This window comes from Agrobacterium sp. 16-172Ci (assembly GCF_053522725.1).
Window position 1 is genome coordinate 151,508 of the sequence record NZ_JBNWBW010000007.1, and the last position, 17,231, is coordinate 168,738.

Annotated in this window: 16 protein-coding genes; 6 read left to right on the forward strand and 10 right to left on the reverse strand. The window is 60.0% G+C overall.

Annotation, left to right across the window (positions count from 1 at the left end):
- Positions 1 to 19 precede the first annotated feature (19 nt).
- Positions 20 to 865: a nucleoside triphosphate pyrophosphohydrolase gene (gene mazG / locus ACQZ40_RS09955; protein WP_271046128.1), complete on the forward strand. Its 846-nt coding sequence runs from the start codon at positions 20 to 22 to the stop codon at positions 863 to 865.
- Positions 866 to 1,024: 159 nt separating this feature from the next.
- Here the strand turns inward: mazG and hflX are convergent, their stop codons facing one another.
- The 8 genes from hflX to dusB form a co-directional block, all read right to left on the reverse strand.
- Positions 1,025 to 2,461: a GTPase HflX gene (hflX, locus tag ACQZ40_RS09960; protein ID WP_173999839.1), complete on the reverse strand. Its 1,437-nt coding sequence runs from the start codon at positions 2,459 to 2,461 to the stop codon at positions 1,025 to 1,027.
- A gap of 92 nt (positions 2,462 to 2,553) precedes the next feature.
- Positions 2,554 to 2,796 carry an RNA chaperone Hfq gene (gene hfq, locus ACQZ40_RS09965; protein ID WP_003496145.1) on the reverse strand — a complete coding sequence of 81 codons (243 nt, stop codon included), beginning with the start codon at positions 2,794 to 2,796 and terminating at the stop codon, positions 2,554 to 2,556.
- A gap of 184 nt (positions 2,797 to 2,980) precedes the next feature.
- Entirely contained in the window at positions 2,981 to 4,357 is a 1,377-nt protein-coding gene (trkA, locus tag ACQZ40_RS09970; RefSeq protein WP_125145726.1) for a Trk system potassium transporter TrkA, read from the reverse strand.
- Between the two features lie 48 nt (positions 4,358 to 4,405).
- Positions 4,406 to 5,770: a nitrogen assimilation response regulator NtrX gene (gene ntrX / locus ACQZ40_RS09975; RefSeq protein ID WP_003521348.1), complete on the reverse strand. Its 1,365-nt coding sequence runs from the start codon at positions 5,768 to 5,770 to the stop codon at positions 4,406 to 4,408.
- Positions 5,760 to 8,021, reverse strand: coding sequence for a sensor histidine kinase NtrY-like (locus ACQZ40_RS09980; protein WP_078052949.1), 2,262 nt, complete (start codon positions 8,019 to 8,021; stop codon positions 5,760 to 5,762). Before ACQZ40_RS09980 ends, ntrX begins: the two co-directional genes overlap by 11 nt.
- Before the next feature lie 150 nt (positions 8,022 to 8,171).
- The gene (gene ntrC, locus ACQZ40_RS09985; protein WP_035217434.1) at positions 8,172 to 9,623 is read right to left on the reverse strand and encodes a nitrogen regulation protein NR(I); all 1,452 of its coding nucleotides are present in this window, start codon (positions 9,621 to 9,623) and stop codon (positions 8,172 to 8,174) included.
- Entirely contained in the window at positions 9,620 to 10,768 is a 1,149-nt protein-coding gene (locus ACQZ40_RS09990; RefSeq protein WP_035264009.1) for a two-component system sensor histidine kinase NtrB, read from the reverse strand. Before ACQZ40_RS09990 ends, ntrC begins: the two co-directional genes overlap by 4 nt.
- Complete coding sequence (dusB, locus tag ACQZ40_RS09995) at positions 10,765 to 11,781, reverse strand: tRNA dihydrouridine synthase DusB (RefSeq protein WP_174035963.1); 1,017 nt, start codon at positions 11,779 to 11,781, stop codon at positions 10,765 to 10,767. The genes ACQZ40_RS09990 and dusB overlap by 4 nt, the downstream gene beginning before the upstream one ends.
- Before the next feature lie 276 nt (positions 11,782 to 12,057).
- On the opposite strand from dusB, the gene ACQZ40_RS10000 reads away from it, so the two are divergent.
- Both ACQZ40_RS10000 and ACQZ40_RS10005 read left to right on the forward strand, forming a co-directional pair.
- The gene (locus ACQZ40_RS10000; RefSeq protein WP_174035962.1) at positions 12,058 to 13,245 is read left to right on the forward strand and encodes a bifunctional 2-C-methyl-D-erythritol 4-phosphate cytidylyltransferase/2-C-methyl-D-erythritol 2,4-cyclodiphosphate synthase; all 1,188 of its coding nucleotides are present in this window, start codon (positions 12,058 to 12,060) and stop codon (positions 13,243 to 13,245) included.
- Positions 13,242 to 13,751 (forward strand): CinA family protein, encoded by a 510-nt coding sequence (locus ACQZ40_RS10005; RefSeq protein ID WP_448747866.1) that lies wholly within the window; start codon positions 13,242 to 13,244, stop codon positions 13,749 to 13,751. Before ACQZ40_RS10000 ends, ACQZ40_RS10005 begins: the two co-directional genes overlap by 4 nt.
- Here the strand turns inward: ACQZ40_RS10005 and ACQZ40_RS10010 are convergent.
- Both ACQZ40_RS10010 and ACQZ40_RS10015 read right to left on the reverse strand, forming a co-directional pair.
- Positions 13,733 to 14,188: a type II toxin-antitoxin system RatA family toxin gene (locus ACQZ40_RS10010; protein ID WP_065655387.1), complete on the reverse strand. Its 456-nt coding sequence runs from the start codon at positions 14,186 to 14,188 to the stop codon at positions 13,733 to 13,735. The genes ACQZ40_RS10005 and ACQZ40_RS10010 overlap by 19 nt on opposite strands.
- A 9-nt stretch (positions 14,189 to 14,197) precedes the next feature.
- A complete protein-coding gene (locus tag ACQZ40_RS10015; RefSeq protein WP_174039128.1) occupies positions 14,198 to 14,767 on the reverse strand; it encodes a P-loop NTPase family protein in 570 nt (189 codons plus the stop codon).
- Between the two features lie 239 nt (positions 14,768 to 15,006).
- Here ACQZ40_RS10015 and ACQZ40_RS10020 point away from each other — a divergent pair, with 239 nt between their 5' ends.
- The 3 genes from ACQZ40_RS10020 to ACQZ40_RS10030 all read left to right on the forward strand — a co-directional run bounded on the left by ACQZ40_RS10020 (position 15,007) and on the right by ACQZ40_RS10030 (position 17,070).
- Positions 15,007 to 15,183: a hypothetical protein gene (locus ACQZ40_RS10020; protein WP_003496171.1), complete on the forward strand. Its 177-nt coding sequence runs from the start codon at positions 15,007 to 15,009 to the stop codon at positions 15,181 to 15,183.
- A 128-nt stretch (positions 15,184 to 15,311) separates the two neighbouring features.
- A complete protein-coding gene (locus ACQZ40_RS10025; protein WP_173999827.1) occupies positions 15,312 to 16,046 on the forward strand; it encodes a helix-turn-helix transcriptional regulator in 735 nt (244 codons plus the stop codon).
- A gap of 94 nt (positions 16,047 to 16,140) precedes the next feature.
- Positions 16,141 to 17,070, forward strand: a complete 930-nt coding sequence (locus tag ACQZ40_RS10030) for a DMT family transporter (RefSeq protein WP_448747867.1) — start codon at positions 16,141 to 16,143, stop codon at positions 17,068 to 17,070.
- Positions 17,071 to 17,231: the final 161 nt, after the last annotated feature.

Genomic DNA, 17,231 nt, shown 5'->3' on the forward strand with positions numbered 1-17,231 from the left:
AACGAAGGTTTGAGACATTATGGAAGCCTCGAAGGATATTTCCCGCCTGATCGAGATCATGGAAGCCCTGCGGCAGCCGGAAACCGGTTGCCCATGGGATGTCGTGCAGACCTTCGAGACGATCAAGCCCTATACCATTGAAGAGGCTTATGAAGTCGCCGACGCTATCGAGCGAAAGGACATGGACGATCTTTGCGAGGAACTGGGCGACCTTCTGCTGCAGGTGGTTTTCCATGCTCGTATTGCCGAAGAGATGGGCGAATTCGCCTTCGGCGACGTAGTGCATGCCGTGACCTCGAAGATGATCCGCCGTCATCCCCATGTCTTCGCCGTATCCGACGCCGACACGCCGGACGGCGTCAAACTACAATGGGATCGTATCAAGGCGGAAGAAAAACGCGAGCGTGCAGAGCGACGCGCGCGACGTGGTATCACCGAGGATTTCAAGGCCGGCTTTCTGGGCGGCGTACAGCGCAGCCAGCCGGCGCTGACCGAAGCCCTGAAGCTGCAGGAACAGGCAGCGCGTGCCGGTTTCGACTGGTCGAACCCCGCTCCCATTCTCGACAAGATCGAGGAGGAAATCGCCGAATTGCGTGAGGCGCTGGCGAAAGGAAAACCGGAAAAGGTCTCGGACGAGCTCGGCGATCTCATTTTTGCCCTCGTCAACATCGGCCGGCATGTCAAAGCCGATCCGGAAGATGCGCTGCGCGGTACGAACACGAAATTCCGCAGGCGTTTCAATCACATCGAAACGTCGCTCACTCAAAATGGCGAAACGCTGGAAGAAGCGAGTCTCGAGAGAATGGAAGATCTCTGGCAGGCGGCGAAACGCATCGAACGTTCGCTTGATACGGTTTCGTCCTAGCCCACCGTCACCCCGGATTTAGTCCGGGGTCCAGTGCGATCAAGTCCTTGATCGCAAAAGACTCGTTTTTCACGACGCAGACGCGTCGTGGCTGGATTCCGGCTCAAGGCCGGAATGACGGGGAGAGGTTTTCGCGCCTTATAATCGTCCCAGGAACGCTTAGCGCTCCCAGTCCTCGCGTTCGCGGACAGTCGCTTTACCAAGCTTCCGTTCCAGTTCGGCCGCTTGCGCTTCCGAAAGGCGCACATCAAGCGCAACCGATCCATCCTCATGGTCTTCACGACCGTCGACAATGGAATTGCTATAGACCCACGAGATCAGCGGCAATTGTTCGATAGAGAGCACAACGGTCGTTTCCGTCAGAACACCGGAAAGACGCTTTGAAATCTCGTCCATCAGGGCATCGACGCCCTCACCCGTGATGGCCGAAACGGCGCGGATATCCGAACGGCCCTCGGCACGCTGCATGATGGCGTCATGCGCTTCCGGCTCGAGACGGTCGACCTTGTTCCAGACCTCGATGATGCGCTTTTCCGCCTCCTTCTCGTCAATGCCGAGGTCACCAAGAATACGCAGCACATCCGCAGACTGGGCGGCATTGTCCGGATCGGACATATCGCGCACATGCAGAACGAGATCGGCTTCCAGCACCTCTTCCAGAGTGGCGCGGAAAGCGGCGACCAGATGCGTCGGAAGATCGGAAATGAAACCGACCGTATCGGACAGGATGACGGTGCGACCATGCGGCAATTTCATGCGGCGCAAGGTCGGGTCGAGCGTGGCGAACAGCATATCCTCCGCCAGAACGCCTGCGCCGGTGATGCGGTTGAACAGCGTGGATTTGCCGGCATTGGTGTAACCGACCAGCGCGACGATCGGATGCGGCACCTTGCGGCGCTTGGCGCGGTGTAGCTGGCGCGTGCGCACGACCTGCTCCAGTTCGCGCTCCAGCTTGACGATGCGTTCCTGCAAAAGTCGGCGGTCCGCTTCGATCTGGGTTTCACCCGGACCGCCCATGAAGCCCGCACCGCCGCGCTGGCGTTCAAGGTGGGTCCAGCTTCGGACGAGGCGGCCCTTCTGGTAGTTCAGATGCGCAAGATCGACCTGCAGCGTGCCTTCCTTTGTGGAGGCGCGGCGGCCGAAGATTTCAAGGATCAGGCCCGTGCGGTCGATGACCTTGCAATTCCACTGCTTTTCGAGATTGCGCTGCTGCACTGGGGTCAACGGATGATCGACGATCACCAGGCCGGAATCGGTCTCGTCGAGAAGATGACCGATTTCTTCGATCTTGCCGGTTCCGAACAGCGTGGCCGGGCGCGGCTGGTTCACCGGAACGATGAGACCCTGCGTCACTTCCAGATCGATGGCGAGCGCCAGTCCTTTTGCTTCCTCAAGCTTGGCTTCGACCGAACGGCCGGGGGCAGCCGGGCCGGCAGCCGCGTCGCGCGTTTCGCGCTGCTTGAGGACCGGCACGAGAACAACCGCACGCATGTCGTCGCGGCGCTTTTCCTGCTCCGGAATAATCGATTCGTTCGAGGTGTCGCGCGTTGAAATGGGTTCAGCCTTGTCCAGAAAGAGGATTGCGGCCGACCGCATCCGCGCGGGCGGCCATGGGGATTAACCTGACGGCACGGGAAATGTTCCCGGTCCGGGTCAGTCTATGTCGAATATCCGTCGAGGGAGCCCGATCAGGCCGCGCCTTCTTCGCTTTCGAACATCTGCATCGGCTGACCGGGCATGATGGTGGAGATCGCATGCTTGTAAACAAGCTGCGAATGACCGTCACGGCGCAGAAGCACGCAGAAATTGTCGAAGGAGGTGACAACGCCCGTCAGCTTGACGCCGTTGATCAGGAAAATCGTGAGCGAAATCTTTTGCTTACGAACGGTATTGAGGAAGAGATCCTGAAGGTTTTGAGAACGTTCCGCCATGGCGCCGCTTCTTTCTTTTTTGCCGGCAGGGATACCGGAAAATAATCAATCAATAATAAGCCGGCCGAGTCTTGTCCCCCGCTTGGCCGACCTCAAACTCTGGTATCAAATCGTGTTCCGTTCCGCAACGGTCAAAACAGCCGAATGAGTACGAGTATTGACCCACATTTTCAATTCGGGACAGTCAAAAATATTGTATCGAAACACGGAAAAGTTGTTCCACGTCGCGCACCGCATCGGCGGATGCGAACAGCACGACCCGGTCCTTCGCCTTGATTTTCGTGCTGCCATCCGGGCGGATCACCACGCCGTCGCGATAGATCGCCCCGATGCGCACACCCTCCGGCATATCGATGTCGCGGAAGGACTGGCCGACCAGCGGCGACGTCTCCAGCGCTTCCGCCTCGATCACCTCCGCCGAGCCGCGCTGGACAGCATAGACTGAGCGGATGCGGCCCTTGCGCACGTGTTGAAGCACGCGGGAGATCGTCACGGCCCGAGGGTTGATATAGGCATCGAGCCCCAGAGAGCGGGCGACGTCGTGGAACGACGTACTGTTCAAAAGCGCCAGATTCGATTTGCAGCCGAGCTGCTTGGCAATCACCGCCGCCAGAATATTGGTCTGATCGTTATTGGTGAGCGTCACGATAAGATCGGCATCCTGAATATCGGCCTGCATCAGGATTTTCTGGTCGAGCGCCGAGCCGTGCATGACGATGGTGTGGCTTAACTGTTCGGATGCGGCAACCGCCCTGTCTCGGTCCGCCTCGATGATCTTCACCCGCGTTTTCGGCTGCATTTCCTCGATCTTGCGGGCGACGAAGTGGCCGATATTGCCGGCGCCGGCAATCACGATGCGCTGCGCTTCCTGCTCCTCATGGCCGAAAAGGCTTAAGGTGCGACGAGCGTGCTGGCGCTGGCAGATGACATAGGCAAGGTCGCCCACCCGCAACTGTTCCGAAGAATGCGCCACCTTGAGGACACCATCCCGATACACCCCCACCACCGTGGCGATGAGGTCTGGAAAGAGGCTGGAAAGCTGCTGCAGCGGCGTGTTGATGACCGGGCAATCCTCCATGCATTCGATGGCCAGCATGTAGATCGTGTCGTCGGCGAAACGCACCACATCCGTTGCGCCCGGAAAGGCGATGCGCCGGAGCACCATCTTGCCGACTTCGACTTCAGGCGAAATCGTCACGTCTATGGACATGTTCTCGCGGCTGAAGAGATCGGCATATTCCGGCTTCAGATAGCTCTGGTCGCGGATGCGGGCGATCTTGGTCGGCACACTGAACAGGGCATGCGCCACCTCGCAGGCGACGATATTGATCTCGTCATGCAAGGTCACGGCGATGATCATGTCGGCCTGGTCAGCGCCGGCCTTGGCCAGCATGTCGGGATGCGCGCCATGGCCGACATAACCGCGCACATCCAGCGTCTCGGTAATGGCGGTGATGAGCGGCGCGGCGGTATCGATCACCGATACTTCATTATCTTCCCGCGACAATTGTTCGGCGATGCCGTAACCCACCTGCCCTGCGCCGCAAATGATGACTTTCATGCTGTCTCTCTGACGGAATAATCGGTTACGGCGAAGCGCCTTCTTTCCTTATACGCCGAGAGATTTCAGTTTGCGATGCAGTGCAGACCGTTCCATGCCGACAAATTCCGCCGTTCGCGAAATATTGCCGCCGAAACGGTTGATCTGCGCCATCAGATAGTCGCGCTCGAACATTTCGCGGGCTTCGCGCAGCGGCAGGGTCATGATGTGCTGATCGCCCTGCGCCGAAATCTTCGGCAGCATGTCGCCAATATCCGACGGCAGCATGTCGGCCGAGATCGGCGCTTCGCCGCCCTCGGGACGGGCGAGAATCATCAACCGCTCGATATTGTTGCGCAGCTGGCGGATATTGCCCGGCCAGTCATGTGTCTGGAGAACGGCCATGGCGTCGTCGCCGATCTTGCGCGGACGGATGCCGGCCTGCTCGGAAATCTGGCGCATGAACATATCGACGAGGAAAGGAATATCCTCGCGCCGCTCGGAAAGCGCCGGCACCTTAACCGGCACCACGGCGAGGCGATGATAGAGATCTTCGCGGAACTGGCCTTCGGCAATCAGGCTTTCGAGGTGATGGGCGGTCGAGGAAATGATGCGCACATCCACCTTCACCCGCTTCCCGCCACCAACGCGCTCGAACTGCTGATCGACCAGCACGCGCAGGATCTTGTTCTGCGTCTCGCGCGGCATTTCGCCGACTTCATCGAGATAAAGCACGCCGCGATGGGCTTCTTCCAGAGCGCCGACCTTGCGCGGCTGCCCAGGCAGGCCCTCCGTGCCGAACAGCGCGATTTCCATGCGGTCCGGCGTGATCGTCGCGGCGTTGAGCGCCACGAAGGGTCCACTCGCACGCGAGGACTTCTTGTGCACCATGCGCGCCACAAGTTCCTTGCCGGAACCGGAGGGACCGAGGATCATGATGCGGCTGTTGGTGGGCGCAACCCGGTCGATGGTCTGGCGAAGCTGCGACACCGCAAGCGATGCGCCAACGAGTTCAACCGCGTCACCGGTGCGCTTCTTGAGTTCCTGAACCTCGCGCTTCAGCTTGGAGTTTTCCAGCGCCCGCTCGGCGATCAGAATGAGGCGGTCGGCCTTGAACGGCTTCTCGATAAAGTCGAAAGCGCCGCGCTTGATGGCGTTGACGGCGGTTTCGATATTGCCGTGACCGGAAATCATGACCACCGGGATTTCGGGATGGCGGCTCTTGATCTCATCCAGCAGCGCCAGACCGTCGAGCTTCGAACCCTGCATCCAGATGTCGAGAAAGATCAGACGCGGCACGCGCTCCGAAATAGCCGCCAGCGCGCTGTCGCTGTCGAACGCCATGCGGGTCTCGTGGCCCTCGTCGGAAAGAATGCCCGCTACGATTTCGCGAATGTCCGCCTCGTCATCCACGACCAGAATATCAGACGCCATATGCTGCTTCCTTGTTATTTTCGCCGCCGACCGCCTCGATATAGGGCAGCAGCACTCTGATCATGGCGCCGTGGCCGTGATCGAACTCCGGCGGGGCATCGTGGAGCTCCAGATACCCGCCATGCTCTTCGATGATTTTCTTGACGATGGCGAGGCCGAGGCCCGTGCCCTTGTCCCGCATCGTCATATAAGGTTCGAGAATGCGGTGACGGTTCTCGACGGGAAGGCCGCGGCCATTGTCGATGATGTCAGCCACGAAACGCGAATTGGCTTCGTCGAAAGCGGCGCGCACCAGAATTTTACCCGGCCGTTTTTCGCCTTCCACCGCCTCGATGGCTTCCGTCGCATTCTTGATGAGATTGCCGAAGGCCTGACCCAGCATGCGGGCATCGAACATGCCCTCCAGCGGAATCTCGCCCAGCTCCGTCGCAAACTTGGTATCGGCGGCGCTGATCTCGCGCAGGAACGCCGCATCCTTAAGGATCGCCCGCAGGTCCGACTTTTCCTTCGTCGGCTTAGGCATGCGCGCAAAGGCGGAGAATTCGTCCACCATCCGGCCGATATCGCCGACCTGCCGGACGATGGTGTCCGTACACTGGTCGAAGACGGCGCGGTCGCTCTCGTCGATCTGCTTGCCGAAACGACGCTTTATACGCTCGGCGGAAAGCTGGATCGGCGTCAGCGGGTTCTTGATTTCATGCGCAATGCGGCGCGCCACATCCGACCACGCCGTCGAACGCTGGGCGATGACGAGGTCGGTGATGTCGTCGAGGGTGATGACGTAGCTGTCACGGCTGTCGCGGGCGTCCTCACGGGTCACCTGCACATTCAGCGTCCGTTCCTTGCCCCGCCGCATGATGTTGATCTGTTTGCGGAAATTGCCGCGTGACCAGGTATTGGCCTCGTTGACCACCTGTTCGATTTCCGGCGCGATCTCCGACAGTTGCGCGCCGATAAGCTGCTCGGATGTCTGCGCCAGGAATTCTTCGCCCGACGGATTGACGATGGTGATCCTGCGGTTCTCATCGACACCGATTACGGCGGCGGTAACGCCTGACAGCACGGCCTCGATGAAGCGGCGGCGGTCGTCGATATCGTCCTTGGCCTCGATGATCTGTTCCTGCTGGCTGCGCAGTTCGGAGACCATCTTGTTGAAGGTGCGCGACAGTCGCCCGACGTCGCCATCGACGGCGCGGACGGGAACCAGCACATGCATGTTGCCGGTGGCGACACTGTCTGCCGCACTGATGAGGAGACGGATAGGCCGCACGATACGGTCGGCCACCGCAATCGCGGTCCAGATGGCGGCGAGAAGCACGATCAGCGCGAAACCGAGATAGAGGATCGCAAAGGCGATCTGCAGCGGCGCGCGGCCTGCCTCCATCGCCTTGTATTCCGCGCGGTTCTCTTCCATCAGCCGCATCGCGCTCATCACCTTGGGATCGACGGCGCGCACCGTGTAAAGGAAGGTGCCGCTGATGCCTTCGAGCTTGATAATGGCACCGACGAGGTTGGTGATACCGGGCGGTATCAGCGTCGGCTGCCCGGCGGCCGCCTTTTCAAGCGCGTCATGCGGGATGGCAGGAAGCGGTTTTTCGGTCTTGATGTCGGCCTGAGCGACGGCGTCGCCGTCCTCCTGCACCAGAAACGCGCCGAGAAGGCCGCGCCCCTTGGCCTGACGGGTCATCAGATCGACGAAGCCGGTGCGATCCAGATAAAAAAGCGCACGGTTGCGGTCGAGGTCGGTTGCCATCGACAGGGTCTGCCCCTGAAGATAACCGGCATTCTCCATCATATAGGCCTGGGCGATATTGCTCGATGAATCGACGATCGACTGCGTGCGCAGCGAAAACCAGCGGTCTAGACCGACATTCAGCGTCAGACTGGCGAAGATGGCGACGAGCACGGCGGGCGTAATCGCCACGATGGAGAAAAGCACGACTATGCGGACATGCAGACGCGCAGCCGCCCTTCCCTTTTTACGCGCTTTCAGCAGGCGGTTGATTTCGCGCCCGATGAGGAAGATCAGGCCGATCACGAAGATCGAATTGATGACGACGGAGGCGATGACGACGTTCGATGTCGGCGCGATTGGCGTGACACCCAGAAGCACGAACAGGGTGAGGATGGCGCAAACGAGAGCGACGCCGGCGAGCACCAGCCCCGGCAAAGCGAAAGACATCCTGCGATCGGCAACCACCATGCCCGCTGCTTCATCGGCAACGGCGTTTTCGGCGGCGGGTTTCCGCATGCACTACTCCCAATCGCTGGCCAGCCAGCACCACATTTATGAAGTCAGGTAAGACGCGCCTCAGACCGGCGAATCTCTTTCCTTCCTAGTGTTTTTCAAGCAACACAATGTGGCGAAAGTGCAACGACAAATGCGACCTTGTCAACATTCTCAGCTTGGGCGGGAGCTGCGATAAACGGAAACGCCAAGCTCGCGGATTTTCTTGCGCAGCGTATTGCGGTTCAGGCCGAGAAGATCGGCGGCCTTGATCTGGTTGCCGCGTGTCGCAGTCAAAGCCGCGAGAATCAGCGGATATTCGAGTTCGCGCAGAACGCGGTCGTAAAGGCCGGGCGGCGGCAGGCCATCGCCGAAACTGGCGAAATAATCCCGCATATTTTCTTCCACCGCCTGCGAAATGGTGAGCGACCCCGTGCGGACCGCCATCTTGTCGAGCGGGCTGTCGGGAACATCCGATTGCAGTTCCTGCTCGATGATCTCGCGGGTAATGACTTCCTGCGGGTAAAGCGCCATCAGGCGGCGGATCAGGTTTTCCAGCTCGCGCACGTTGCCCGGCCAGGCATAGGCCTTCATGACCTCCAGCGCCTCGCTCTCGAAACGCTTGCCTTCCAGACCTTCCTTTTCGCCCTGCTGGATAAAGTGGCGCACCAGATCGGGAATATCCTCGGCGCGGTCACGCAGCGGCGGCAGCCGCAGCGGAACGACGTTCAGGCGATAATAAAGGTCTTCGCGGAAAAGGCCCTGATTGATCGACTGCTTCAGGTCCTTGTTGGTGGCGGCGACGATGCGGACATCGGTGCGGATCGGCGTACGGCCGCCCACCGTCGTATATTCGCCCTGCTGCAACACGCGCAGCAGGCGTGTCTGGGCGTCCATCGGCATGTCACCGATTTCATCGAGGAACAGCGTGCCGCCCTCGGCCTGTTCGAAACGGCCGGTGGAGCGGTTCTGCGCGCCGGTGAAGGCGCCCTTCTCATGGCCGAAGAGTTCGGATTCGATCAGGTCGCGCGGGATTGCGGCCATGTTGATGGCGACGAAGGGACCGTTGCGGCGCTTGCCGTAATCATGCAGAGCGCGCGCCACCAGCTCCTTGCCGGTGCCGGATTCACCGGTGATCATCAGCGTCAGGTCGGTCTGCATCAGGCGGGCGAGAACGCGGTAGATTTCCTGCATCGCCGCCGAGCGGCCGACGAGCGGCATGCCGTCCTGCATGTCGTCATCGAGTTTGGCCGGCTTGCGCTTCGGTTCCGACAGGGCGCGGCCGATGATGGCGATCAGCTCCGTCAGGTCGAAGGGCTTCGGCAGATAGTCGTAAGCGCCTTTTTCCGAGGCCTTGATGGCCGTCATGAAGGTGTTCTGCGCACTCATGACCAGAACCGGCAGGTCCGGGCGGGCCTTTTTGATGCGCGGCAGCAGGTCAAAGGCGTTTTCATCCGGCATCACGACATCGGTTACGACAAGATCGCCCTCACCCGCCGAAACCCAGCGCCAGAGCGTGGCGGCATTGGAGGTGATGCGCACGTCGTAACCGGCGCGGCTCAGCGCCTGGTTCAGCACCGTGCGGATTGCGGCATCATCATCGGCGACGAGGATCGTAGCTGTCATTGGTCATTTCCTGTCGTGTTCGGCAAAGAGCGGTCGTCGAGCGCCACTTCCGGCGAGACGGGCATCAATACGCGGAAAGTCGTGCGATGGTTCTGGCTGTCGCATTCCACAATGCCGCCATGGGCGCCGATCAGCTTGGCGACAAGCGCCAGCCCGAGGCCCGAACCATTCGTCTTGGTGGTGATGAAGGGATCGAAAAGATGCGGCAAAAGATCGGCCGGAACGCCTGGGCCATTGTCATGCACGCAGAATTCGAGCGGCAGCGAGATGCGCTCCCGGCTGCCGGCGACCGAAAGCCGCATGCCGGGGCGATAGGCGGTGGTGAGGATGATTTCGCCATCCGGCTGGTTGCCAACGGCTTCCGCCGCATTCTTCACCAGATTGAGAAAGACCTGCACCAGCTGGTCGCGATTGGCATAAACAGGCGGCAACGAGGGGTCGTAGTTTTCCGAAATCTTGATATTGCGGGCAAAGCCGGCCTTGGCGATGGCCTTCACATGATCGAGCACGGAATGGATGTTGACCGGTACGCGATCCACCGGCCGCTCGTCGGAAAACACTTCCATGCGATCAACCAGCGAGACGATGCGGTCGGTCTCGTCGCAGATCAGCCGCGTCAGCGCCCGGTCTTCATCGGCAACCGACGTCTCCAGCAACTGGGCAGCGCCGCGAATGCCGGACAGCGGATTCTTGATTTCATGCGCGAGCATGGAGGCAAGGCCGGTAACGGAGCGCGCCGCCGCCCGGTGGGTCAATTGCCGGTCGATCTTGTCGGCCATCGACCTTTCCTGGAAGACGACGACCACCGATCCCGGTTCGCTGACAACAGGCGCGACATAAAGATCGACCAGCTTGTCCTGGCCTAGACGCGGCGAACTCAGATCGACGCGATATTCGTTGACCGGCGCGCGGCGCTCCCGCACCTGATCGATCAGTGCGAGCAACGGGCTGCCGAAGGGAATGAAGGTGGAAACGCGGTAGCGCGCGAGATGGGAGGCGCTCGCCCCGAAAAAGGCTTCGGCTTCCCAGTTGGCGAAGGCGATGAAACCTTCGGCATCCACCAGAATAACCGGGTTCTGCACCGCGTTCAGAACCGCCATGGCAAGCGGGTTTGCATCTGCCGGGCTGTGTTTGTCAGCGCTCATGCGGCCTTCCTTGCGGCGTCTTCGCCCGCATTTTCGCTAAGGGCAGAGCGCAGCAGATCCGCCACTTCCGCCGTGTCACGCGATGTCATGATTTCAGCCTTGTCAGTCGTGGCGATCTCCGGCGCGAAACGGTCGAGATACCAGCCGAGGTGTTTGCGGGCATGCCGGAGACCGGCTTCCCTTCCATAAAATTCCAGCATCATCTCGTAATGTTCGATGGCGATGGCGGGAATATCGCCGCGGTGCGGCGCTGAATGTCCGGCAAGCACCGCCGGCAGCCAGGGTTGCCCCTGCGCGCCGCGCCCGACCATGACGGCATCCGCACCCGAACGGCGCAGGATTTCGCGCGCATCTCCGGCCGTTTCAACGTCGCCATTGGCGATCAGCGGCACGGAAATCACCTCACGCACGGCGCGGATGGCATCCCAGTCCGCCCGTCCCTCGTAAAACTGCATGCGGGTGCGGCCGTGAACGGTGATCAGCTGAACACCTGCGGCTTCGGCACGGCGGGCGATCTCCGGCGCATTGATGGTGTTCTCGTCCCAGCCGAGCCGCATCTTCAGCGTCACAGGCACGTTGACTGCATTGACCGTTGCCTCAATGAGCGAGAGTGCATGATCCGGATCGCGCATCAAAGCCGAGCCAGAATAACCACCCGTCACCTTCTTGGCTGGACAGCCCATATTGATGTCGATGATGCCAGCGCCATTGTCGGCCGCGATCTTGGCTGCCTCGGCCATGAAATGCGCCTCGCGTCCTGCGAGCTGCACCATATGCGGAACCATGCCGGCATTTTTCAGCCGCGCCCAGGATTCGCCGCGGTTGGCGACGAGCTCACGGCTTGCCACCATTTCCGTAACGACAAGGCCCGCGCCATAACGCCAGGCAAGCTGCCGGAACGGCAGATCCGTCACGCCCGACATGGGCGCCAGCACGGCACGATTACGGATCGTGACTGAGCCGATGCTGAACGGTTCTGACAACTCCGGAAGATGCAATTGATGATCTTTCATGCAGAAGGGTTATTTGCATTATTTTTAGACAGTGTTTGAGCAGTTGCCAAGCACTTTTAGAGGGTTGCACCTTTTATTTGCTGGACGACTGCCTGCCTGTTTTGCTGTCGGCAGCAATTTGTGCAGGTTCAAAGGCGCAATGACGCTCGATCCTGCGACATGCAGGGGCGAATGCGCGTCTTATCGGGCTGGCCATCCGGGTTTTGAAACGCTAGAGCAGGACTGTCAACCGCTAAGGGTTGCGCGCAAAGCATAAGACCAATGCAGGAAAGTACCATGAAACTCGGCATCGTCATCGTCGCCGCCGGACGCGGAGAAAGAGCGGGCTCTCCCGAGGAAGGGCCGAAACAATATCGCCCTATCGGAGGCAGGGCCGTGATCGAGCATACATTGTCGACCTTCCTCGACTGGAATCATGCCTCCCCCATCGTGATCGTCAGCCATGCAGACGATGCGGCACTGCTGTCGCCGATCCTCCAGCGGCTTGATGCCGGCGAGCGGATCGTTACCGTCACGGGCGGCGCAACACGCCAGCAATCGGTGCTTGCCGGGCTGGAAGCGCTCGCCTCGGAAGAGCTGACGCATGTGATGATCCATGATGCCGTGCGGCCTTTCGTTCCCGTGGACATGCTGGAACGCATCGTCGCCCTGCACCGGGCCGGCGCCAGCGGCGTTTTGCCTGCCCTCTCCGTCACCGACACGCTGAAGCGCGGCTCGGATGGTCGCGTCGTGGAAACGGTTTCCCGGCAGGGGCTTTATGCCGCTCAAACACCGCAGAGTTTCAGCTACGGCGATATTCTCACCGCGCACCGCGCCGCTGCCGCCTCCGGAAAGTCCGATTTTACCGATGACGCTTCGATTGCCGAATGGGCGGGGCTGACGGTGACGCTGACCGAAGGTTCGGTCGATAATGTAAAACTCACTCTCAAGCGGGATATCGCGATGGCCGATGAAAAGCTCTCCCACGGATTGCCGGACGTGCGCACCGGCAATGGTTACGACGTGCATCAGCTAGAGGCCGGCGATGGCGTGACGTTGTGCGGCGTCTTCATCGAACACGACCAGAGATTGAAAGGTCATTCGGATGCCGATGTGGCTTTGCATGCGCTGACGGATGCGCTGCTCGCCACCTGTGGCGCCGGCGATATCGGCGATCACTTCCCGCCTTCCGATCCGCAATGGAAGGGTGCCGCCTCGCGCATCTTCCTCGAACATGCGGCCAAAGTGGTTCGCGACAACGGCGGCACGATCATGAATGCCGATGTCTCGCTGATTGCGGAAGCGCCGCGCATCGGCCCGCACCGTCAGGCCATGCGCGAAGCACTGTCGGACATGCTGGGCATCGCGCTGGAGCGCTGCTCGGTGAAGGCGACGACCAATGAGACCATCGGTTTCGTCGGCCGCCGGGAAGGCATCGCTGCAATCGCCACCGCTACCGTCGTCTACAGGGGCAGACCTTTATGAGCCTTTTTCCCGCCGACATAGAAGAGCTGGCGCGGCGGATCATTGCCGATTTCACCGCGCATGGTTTCATGGTCTCGACCGCAGAAAGCTGCACGGGCGGCCTAATCGCCGGTGCCCTGACGGAGATTGCCGGCTCCTCCGCTGTCGTCGATCGTGGTTTTGTCACCTATACCAATGAAGCCAAGATGGACATGCTGGGCGTTGGCTCCGAGACGCTGGCGAATTTCGGCGCGGTATCCCGACAGACAGCGCTGCAGATGGCGCATGGTGCCCTCTTCCGTTCCCGCGCGGATTTCGCCGTGGCGGTAACTGGCATCGCCGGTCCGGGTGGCGGTTCCGCCGACAAGCCGGTTGGGCTGGTGCATCTGGCCGCCCATGCGCGCGGCGGTAAAATCCTGCATCGGGAAATGCGTTACGGCGAGATCGGCCGCACAAAAATCCGGCTTGCTACGGTGAGGACGGCGCTCCAGATGCTGATAGCCCTCAATCAGGCCGGGTCCGTATAAATTTTATCGGCACGCGTCTCGAAGGCTTCCGCGAACATGCGAAAGGCCCGGTCGAACATCGACCCCATGACCGCGCCGAGCAGACGGTTCTTGAATTCATAATCGATGAAAAAATGAATGGCTGAGCCGCCCTCGTCGGCAGGCTCGAAACGCCAGCGATTGTCGAGATATTTAAACGGTCCGTCGATATATTTCACGTCGATGGCGCGCTCGGCCGGGTTCAGCAGCACCTGCGTGGTGAAGGTTTCGCGAATGGCCTTGTAGCCCACCGTCATATCCGCCACCAGCAGCACCTTGCCATCGCGCTCCTTGCGCGAACGGACGGTGAGCGCCTCGCAAAGGGGCAGAAACTGCGGATATTTCTCCACATCGGCGACGAGGTCGTACATGCGGTCGGGCGAGTGTTTGACGTGGCGATGCGTTTCGAACTGTGGCATGAGCGGCAGTTAATCCTCGATACGCAGAAGATCAAGAAGGCGGCGAAACTGTTTTCGGCTTTTCAGCTGGAATACCGGCACATCAGGACCATAAAGCGCGAAATTCTGCTCGAAAATCGGGGCATGGCGGCGTTCGAAATTCCAGATATAGCGCAGGAAATCGATGTCTATCCTTTCGGGACACCCCTCCGCCATTTCCGGGCGGGCCTTGCCATAACCCTTGATCGCCCGGCTGAGCGCGCCCCACAGGCAGAGCCAGCGCGGCATGCGCACCCACAAAACGATGTGGGATCGCGGCAGCCGTATATCGAACGACGACGGATTGCTGCCGTCCATCAGCCAGCGTTCCTCGGTAATGATGGTGGCTATCCTCTGTCGCTGCTCCTCGCGCGGGCGCGCCTGCCAGCCGGGCAGCCAGAAAACATCGCGATCCATGGAGATGTAGCGAAGTCCGAAATTGCGCGCGAGCTTCTGCGAAAGCGTCGTCTTGCCGCCGCCGGAGCAGCCCACGACCATGATTCGCTGCGCCCCGGCGATGATCGCAGCCGCATCTTCCACCCTGTGAAGATAGTTTGGCATTTCAGAAACCTCATCTGACTGCTGGATTTTTCTGCCATCACCCCGCACCGATATCTTCGCCGTGCATGACAGTTACGGAAAATTGACTATTGTAACCCCGTCGCAGGGATTGCTATTTATTTGCGACTAATATTACACCCATTGGATGCAACGGCGCTGGAAGCTCCCGATTTCACCCAGCGTATTCATCCTTGGGTTCAGACCCGACATATAACCGCTTTGAGCCACTGAGTGAGCCGATGGACGATTTTTCCAACATCATCAACCTTCTCGAATCCGCCAAGCAACTCGCATCGATGAACGGCATGCCGGTGCTTGCCTATCTGATCGACGTCGCGAAATGCGAGGCGAGAGAGAACAAGCCGGTTCTGCGCAAGCGCAAACGCGGCGAATCGACCGCCAAGGAAGACTGTTAATTGCCGGCGCGCAGAGCCGATCGATAAAGCCGACTGGCCCAATCTTCAAGACGATGTCATAATCAAACAATGAAACTGGCCGCTTTTTCGAGGCGGCCATTTCTTTGCACAATGGAAACGACAGCGTCATGACAGCCGCATCCGCCGATATCAGAACTTACAGGGAAGAAAGACCGAAGGAACGGCATGGCTTCGTTCAGATCGTTCTTCCGGTTTCCGGGCGTTTGCTGATCGATGTGGCGGGACGGCAGGACGAATTGTCGGCAGGACGCGGCGTGTTCATCCATCGCGATGCGCCGCATACGCAGGAAGCGACGGCAAGCAACCACTCGCTGGTGGTCGATATCGATGAAGGCGCCCTTCCCGAGCAAACGCTCGAGAAATTCGCCCATTCACCGTTTCTCGATATCGCGCAGGATACGCGGCAATTGATCGCCTATATGCGCGGCGTCATCGGAACAGAGGGGCGACGCGACGATATTGCCGGTCTGTGGGCACCGCTCCTGATCGACAGCCTTGCCAATGAGAAAGCCGACATCCGCCAACGCCTGCACAGGCTTGTTGCACTTATCAGGGCGGAACCGTTCTTCCCCTGGACCATCGAGATGCTCGCCTCCTGCGTGACGATCAGCGACAGCCGCCTGCATGCGCTGTTTCTCGAGGAATTCGGCCTTCCGCCTCACCGCTGGCTGGCCGGGCTGCGCATGGACAAGGTCTGCGCATTGCTCAGCAATTCCACCCTGCCGATTGCCGAGATCGCCTTGCGGGCCGGTTTTTCCGACCAGACTGCACTGACGCGCGCCATGCGCAATGCAGTGGGTGAAACGCCCGCAGCCTACCGTCGGACCTGCGGGCTTCATTAAAACCGCCAGCACATTCGATCAGGAGTTTTTGTCAAGACAGCCGCAAAGGGCTGTGGCACATCGCAGGCAGATGTGAATGCGGATGTGACATGACATGAACAGAACAGGTCTCGGTGTTTTTTTCGGCATGCTGGCGGGTGCGCTTTGGGGTGGGATTTTTCTCGCTCCCAAACTCGTGCCGGATTTTTCCGCCCTGCAACTCTCGACGGCGCGTTATCTCACCTATGGGCTGATTTCCCTCATCATCATCGGGCCGCGTCTGAAACGCATCTCGGCCCATTTTGGCGCGCGGGAATGGATAGCACTCGGCTGGCTGAGCATGATCGGCAATATCGCCTATTATGTCTTCATATCGACCGCGGTAAAATTGAGCGGCGTCGCCTTCACCTCCATTATCATCGGTTTCCTGCCCGTCGCTGTCACCATCATCGGCAGCCGCGATCACGGCGCGGTGTCGCTGAAGCGGCTGTGGCCGTCGCTCGCCTTCGGCGCGATGGGGATTATCGGCATTTCCTGGCAGTCGCTGACGGAAAACGATGCGGGGCTCGATGTCTCTCGCGTCATCGGGCTGGCCTGTGCGCTCGGTGCGCTGGCGTCATGGACGGCCTTTGCGGTCGGCAATGCCCGCTGGCTCTCCCGTCTTCACGATGTCAGCGCCGACGACTGGAACATGATGACCGGTGTGGTGACCGGTGGGCTTGCGCTCGCGCTCGCCATCCCGGCCTTTGGCTTTGGCGGCGAAAGCCATAGTTCGGGCGACTGGCTGCATTTTGTGGCTGTTGCAGCCGGGCTGGGTTTCACCGCTTCCATTCTCGGCAATGCCTTATGGAACCGCATGAGCCGCCTTCTGCCGCTCACCATGGTCGGGCAGATGATCCTGTTCGAAACGCTGTTTGCGCTGCTTTACGGTTTTCTATGGGAAGGGCGCGGCCCGACACTAATTGAGGTCGTGGCGATATGTTCGGTGGTGCTGAGCGTCGTGCTGTGCATGCGGGCGCATCGGCCAGAGAGAATCACGGCATGACTGGATTGAGGGGCGTTACTGGCGGCTGAACCATTTCACAAGCCTCGCCTCCCACTCCCGTCATCCTCGGGACAAGCCCACTGCTGTCCGGTTTAAATTTGGTGGACATGGCGCACGGTGTTGATTCTACTCGTATTCGAGCGTTTGGCGACGATCTCGGA

Coding starts and splice junctions, on each gene's coding strand:
- mazG (WP_271046128.1), top strand. CDS start 20: ATGGAAGCCTCGAAGGATATTTCCCGCCTGATCGAGATCATGGAAGCC.
- hflX (WP_173999839.1), bottom strand. CDS start 2,461: ATGCGGTCGGCCGCAATCCTCTTTCTGGACAAGGCTGAACCCATTTCA.
- hfq (WP_003496145.1), bottom strand. CDS start 2,796: ATGGCGGAACGTTCTCAAAACCTTCAGGATCTCTTCCTCAATACCGTT.
- trkA (WP_125145726.1), bottom strand. CDS start 4,357: ATGAAAGTCATCATTTGCGGCGCAGGGCAGGTGGGTTACGGCATCGCC.
- ntrX (WP_003521348.1), bottom strand. CDS start 5,770: ATGGCGTCTGATATTCTGGTCGTGGATGACGAGGCGGACATTCGCGAA.
- ACQZ40_RS09980 (WP_078052949.1), bottom strand. CDS start 8,021: ATGCGGAAACCCGCCGCCGAAAACGCCGTTGCCGATGAAGCAGCGGGC.
- ntrC (WP_035217434.1), bottom strand. CDS start 9,623: ATGACAGCTACGATCCTCGTCGCCGATGATGATGCCGCAATCCGCACG.
- ACQZ40_RS09990 (WP_035264009.1), bottom strand. CDS start 10,768: ATGAGCGCTGACAAACACAGCCCGGCAGATGCAAACCCGCTTGCCATG.
- dusB (WP_174035963.1), bottom strand. CDS start 11,781: ATGAAAGATCATCAATTGCATCTTCCGGAGTTGTCAGAACCGTTCAGC.
- ACQZ40_RS10000 (WP_174035962.1), top strand. CDS start 12,058: ATGAAACTCGGCATCGTCATCGTCGCCGCCGGACGCGGAGAAAGAGCG.
- ACQZ40_RS10005 (WP_448747866.1), top strand. CDS start 13,242: ATGAGCCTTTTTCCCGCCGACATAGAAGAGCTGGCGCGGCGGATCATT.
- ACQZ40_RS10010 (WP_065655387.1), bottom strand. CDS start 14,188: ATGCCACAGTTCGAAACGCATCGCCACGTCAAACACTCGCCCGACCGC.
- ACQZ40_RS10015 (WP_174039128.1), bottom strand. CDS start 14,767: ATGCCAAACTATCTTCACAGGGTGGAAGATGCGGCTGCGATCATCGCC.
- ACQZ40_RS10020 (WP_003496171.1), top strand. CDS start 15,007: ATGGACGATTTTTCCAACATCATCAACCTTCTCGAATCCGCCAAGCAA.
- ACQZ40_RS10025 (WP_173999827.1), top strand. CDS start 15,312: ATGACAGCCGCATCCGCCGATATCAGAACTTACAGGGAAGAAAGACCG.
- ACQZ40_RS10030 (WP_448747867.1), top strand. CDS start 16,141: ATGAACAGAACAGGTCTCGGTGTTTTTTTCGGCATGCTGGCGGGTGCG.